This is a genomic window from Enterococcus sp. LJL120 (assembly GCF_054871765.1).
Genome location: NZ_JBTXLV010000028.1, coordinates 1 through 4790, shown reverse-complemented (window position 1 = coordinate 4790; position 4790 = coordinate 1). Strand labels below are relative to the sequence as shown.

5 protein-coding genes are annotated in these 4790 nt (G+C 34.6%); 2 read left to right on the top strand and 3 right to left on the bottom strand.

The window, feature by feature from the left end; all coding sequences use genetic code 11:
- The first annotated feature begins 358 nt into the window (after window positions 1–358).
- A complete protein-coding gene (locus ACYSNU_RS18765; RefSeq protein ID WP_265460356.1) occupies window positions 359–781 on the top strand; it encodes a hypothetical protein in 423 nt (140 codons plus the stop codon).
- 692 nt (window positions 782–1473) lie between these two features.
- Here ACYSNU_RS18765 and ACYSNU_RS18760 read toward each other — a convergent pair.
- A complete protein-coding gene (locus ACYSNU_RS18760; RefSeq protein WP_265460355.1) occupies window positions 1474–2685 on the bottom strand; it encodes a polysaccharide deacetylase in 1212 nt (403 codons plus the stop codon).
- 110 nt (window positions 2686–2795) lie between these two features.
- Here ACYSNU_RS18760 and ACYSNU_RS18755 point away from each other — a divergent pair, with 110 nt between their 5' ends.
- A complete protein-coding gene (locus tag ACYSNU_RS18755) occupies window positions 2796–2924 on the top strand; it encodes a hypothetical protein (protein WP_265460354.1) in 129 nt (42 codons plus the stop codon).
- A 657-nt stretch (window positions 2925–3581) separates the two neighbouring features.
- Here the strand turns inward: ACYSNU_RS18755 and ACYSNU_RS18750 are convergent.
- Window positions 3582–4034 carry a GNAT family N-acetyltransferase gene (locus ACYSNU_RS18750; RefSeq protein ID WP_265460353.1) on the bottom strand — a complete coding sequence of 151 codons (453 nt, stop codon included), beginning with the start codon at window positions 4032–4034 and terminating at the stop codon, window positions 3582–3584.
- 495 nt (window positions 4035–4529) lie between these two features.
- Window positions 4530–4724 (bottom strand): BlaI/MecI/CopY family transcriptional regulator, encoded by a 195-nt coding sequence (locus tag ACYSNU_RS18745; protein WP_416207878.1) that lies wholly within the window; start codon window positions 4722–4724, stop codon window positions 4530–4532.
- Between the last annotated feature and the right edge of the window lie 66 nt (window positions 4725–4790).

Sequence of the window (4790 nt, the reverse complement as noted above, 5' to 3'; positions counted from 1 at the left end):
CATTTGTTGTTTAAATTCTTTGGTGAATGTTCGGCGTTGTCTGTTTGACATAAGATGTTCCCTCCAGTGTGTTTCCTTCTAGTTTACACACCACATCTTTTCTGTCTAGTCTAGTGTAGCCTATCCAATTGCAATGATTTGAAAAAAATTTTTTTATCTTTGTTTTTAAGTTAACCTAGTCCAACTTTTCTTTTATCTGATATAACTTATTTTAAAATCAAGTCAATGCCATTTGTGTTAAAATTATCTTTTCAAACAATTAAAGTAACCCCTCTATTATCAGGGTATACTCTTCCTAATAAATATAGGCCATTTTCCCAATTGAAATCTACAATTATCAAAATACTAAGGAGATATTATGAAAAAAAAATATACCACTATAATAATTCTTCCAATAGCCATCTTCGCTATTTATATAGCAGCTTTTTCTTTCAAAAATACACTAGATAAACAAGATTATTTTAAAGTTCCAAATTCGGTCAATCAAGTAGTTATTACATCGGCTAATTATTCTTTGCCACCTGAATATGCTGAAGAAACAAGTAAGACTTATACATCAAAAAAAGATGTAAATAAATTTGTAGAAATATTTGATTCGTTAAGTTTAGGAGAAGTAGATAATAGTAACTTGGTTGGGGGAGAAACTATTAGTGTAGATTTTTATAAAACTGGCCAAAAAGTTAGGTCGTATACTTTCTATAATGATGATGTTCTAAAGAATAATAAAACTTATTCTGTTAAAGGAAGTACCATAAATAAATTATTAGATGAAATGAAATAATCTAGTTAACATGGGAATCAGACATAGTTTCTGTTATTTAACAACCTAGTAGACATAATGCCGATTATCCAAATAATCCCGCCAAATCACCATCTAGCGGGCTTTTGCTTGTGATTTTTTTTAAGTAGTAAAGTGGAGTCTCGTTATAAAAAGAGGGGCAGTTGTTAAAGCGAATTGCAACATATCAGATATTTATAGGAGATATTTTAACTATGCCCTGTCCCTACTTTTCAGTATATCATGAATCTAGTCTCCGATTATGAATTGTTTGTTCTAAAGAGTCTAAGTAGACTACATCTTCTACATTGTTAATATGATGACGAACCAAGTTATTAACAGTAGTAGGAGGGAGTATGGATAGATAATAATCCTCTTCAGAAATAATGGGAATAAATTTTCGTGCTAGGACCGTACCTGATAGTTCAATCTTACCTACTTTAATCAAAGGCAGAAGGCCTTTATTTTTTTGCCCAAATTTGAATGAGTGAAACAAAAAATAGGCTTTTAGATGAATAGGATATTAGGAGTGTTTTTCGGATCTATAATTTATGTTACTGAAGAATCAAAATTGATTCTTCAGTAACATTTTCAATTTTAGGTATTAAAAAATATCGCTCGCTAGTATGATTAAATTAGCTATTTGTCAGCTAGTGTTGGTGAAGTGAAACCAGTAGAATAATGTCATAGTTCTTTTAATTCGTCACACCATGATGAGCGGGAAAACTGTCCAACTCTAATTTTTCAAAGGCAAAACCATTTGCTTTGCCATACTCAATAATTTGTTTTAACGCATCGGCTGATGTCTGCTTGGTATCATGCATCAACACGACATTATCAACATCTTCTTTTAAGTTCGTGGTCACGTTTTGATAGGGAATTTCAGCAGAGGATTGGTTGCTGCCATCGCCGCTAGAAACATTCCAATCAAAATATTGATAGCCACGATCCACGACTTCTTTAACAAGAGCACTCATAATCCCTTGCGAATAATTAGCGCTGATACCATTTGAACTACCACCAGGAAAGCGAATAATTTTCGATTCTTCTCCAGTAATATTTTGTACCCGCTTGGAGATTTGTTCCAAATCATCAAAATAATTATTAATCGATGCATAAACCTCCGCATAGTCATGACTATTGGTATGGAGGCCAATAGTATGACCTTCATCAAAGGCCTGCTTAATCAAAGCATCCGGACCGCCACCTACGACAAAGAAGGTCCCCTTAATATTTTCCTCTTTTAAAATTTGCAAAAACTGCGGCGTAGTTGTCTCATTCGGTCCATCATCAAAAGTTAAATAAATACGCTTCGTCACAACATTGACGATTCGTTGAATTTCATGGACACCGCCGGCTGCATCGATAACTTGATAGATCAATTCATAGCGGCCCGGCGTTTGGGTGTCGACGTTGCCAGAAACCACTAATTTATCTTGAATGTTCGCATCATCACCGCCACTCACCTGAACGCCAGCTTCATGATAATCCCGGCCGATATACAAATTCATTTCACTTGGACCTTGGAGCACCATCTCAACCGGAGCCACAGTTTTCGGCTGAGTAACCGAAACCTTACGAATGACATGGCTTTTCAAACCGAAATAAGAAACTGTGTAATCCAATTGATAGTCACCGGCGACCCGAGAATCCACCTGACCGTCAACATGATAAGCAGTTTTTGGCAAAGTTTTATTCTGGTTTTTTAATTTGACACCCGGGTCTTCAAAATTTTGATTCAGCGTTACCTCAATATTGTCGGCCCCCACTAATTCCAATTGTGGGAAATTTATGTAAAAAAGGCTACCGAATCCGGCAATTAGCAGGACGAGTAGCCCAGCTACCACCATGTTCGAATTTTTTCGCTGTCGCTTTCGGCGGCGCCGCTGCAATTCTCTTCGATTCATTTGTATAAACTCCCTGTCCCAAATTTCATCAATACTTTTCAATTAGTATATCCGAAAAGTATTGAAAAATTCAAATTAAAACCCTAAGGGCCTTGAATGGTGGTGCTAAGTTGAAAAAAATTGGCAAGGAAGCTATTCCTAAGCATAAATTCCAGCTCTATAATTTATTAGGCCGTGACTTTAGTGCCTCAAAAGACAAAATAAATAAGTTGAAAAAAATAAAACGAATGATGCTCTGACGTTGTCACTTTGAAACACTAAAACTAAAGTCCTAATATCGGAAAAATACCGGAGGCAATAATTGAAGAAAAAATCGGATAAGATCTAGGAAAAAGAGCATTAAAGCTTTAGGTTTTAGCCATTTAATCCAAATTTCATTATTGAATCGGATATAACTTGACTAGAAATTTTTTAATGGTGTAATATACGCCTTTAAAAAAACTAGATGGAAAAGGTGTGGACATATTCCTGGACTAAAATTGAACTCAGGAGGAATGTTTGTATGTTCTCCTACATTTCCAAACGTTATTTAAATCATTGATTCACACAATGCGAATTATAAAAAGTAACACACCAGACTAACATTTGACGCGCGTTTGCTTGTGAATTTTGAAAACTAGTCTGTTTTAAAATTTTGAAACGTGAAAAAGTTGCTATTCCTCATTCGAAAAGTAGTTAAGATTTTTCAGGTGGTAAAGTGAAGGCCTGTTATGAAAACATCTTTTAATAAACGAACACAAGTTTTTGATACTATCTAACACCAAGCACCACAAGAGAAAAATAAAGGTTCAAAAACTTTTAAGTTTCTGAACCTTTTCGGATGTTTAATTTTGAATACATGAAATCCGTCGTTAGTGGAAAAAATCATAGTGCACTCCTACCATTAAAAAATTATACTAAAGTCTTTTCATCATTTTTACTGTTTCTGTTTTGTAACCTATACTCTCGTAAAGTCTAAATGCTCTGGTATTTTGTGAGAATACATTAAGCCCAACTGCAGAATACCCATTTTCTGTTGCCCATTCTTCAGCTAAGGTCATCAATTTTTTTCCAAGTCCATTTCCTTCTGCGGATTCACTAACTATAATCCTAGAAATATAACCGTATTTTTCTCCGCTTATCCAGTCGACATCGGTTTCTAACTGAATAAAAGCAATAATGTGTCCAACTTGTTTTACGACCATAATAGTATTGGATTCATTTTCTAAATCTTTTTCCATCAAGCTAGCTTGTTTTGCTTTAAAGATTTCTTCAGGTACGCCGTCTGGGAGAGTGAAGTCTGAGAGTCTTGAAACTAGTTCTAGCAATACTTCTTTGTCAGTAGCCTTATTATATTTATCAAATTTCATGTTTATCTACCTCTAAATTATTCGTTTTGTTAAATTTATTATATCAATGAATTACACTGAAATGTAATATTATTGAATCTGCTAAACCCTGAGTTAGTCTACATAACATTCATTATAACAAGTAGCCCGCCAGACCAGCGTCTGACGGGCTTTCCCTTGTGAATTTTTGAAAGTTAACGGTTTTAAAATTTTGAAACGTGAACAAGTCGCTATTCCTCCCTCAAAAAAGTTTGTGAAATTTTTTAAGTAGTAAAGTGGAGTCTCGTTATAAAAAGAGGGACAGTTGTTAAAGCGAATTGCAACATATCAAATATTTTTAGGAGATATTTTAACTATGCCCTGTCCCTCCATACTAGTATATCATGAATCTAGTTACGCTTATGAATTCTTTGTTTTAACGAGTTCAAGTAGTCTAAATCGGTCGCACTGCTAATATAGTAACGTACCAAATTATATATAGTAGTAGAAGGCAGTACGGATAGGTAATAAGCTTCCTCAGAAATGGTAGGAATAAATTTTCGTGCCAGGGCTGTGCCAGCAATTTCTACTCAAAAGTTTGGTAATGACAGCTGCAATAGTATTCTTACTCTCATCTGGTAATAATAAAGTAACGTCCGATACGGACAAGCACTGTTCATTGCGCCAAAAAACCTGTACTACTTGTTTTTCTTTAATTGTAAGATGTTCCATGCTATCACTTTCTTTCCATATGTTAAGTTTTGTGCTAAAATAGAAGTAACAAAAGAGGACATACGT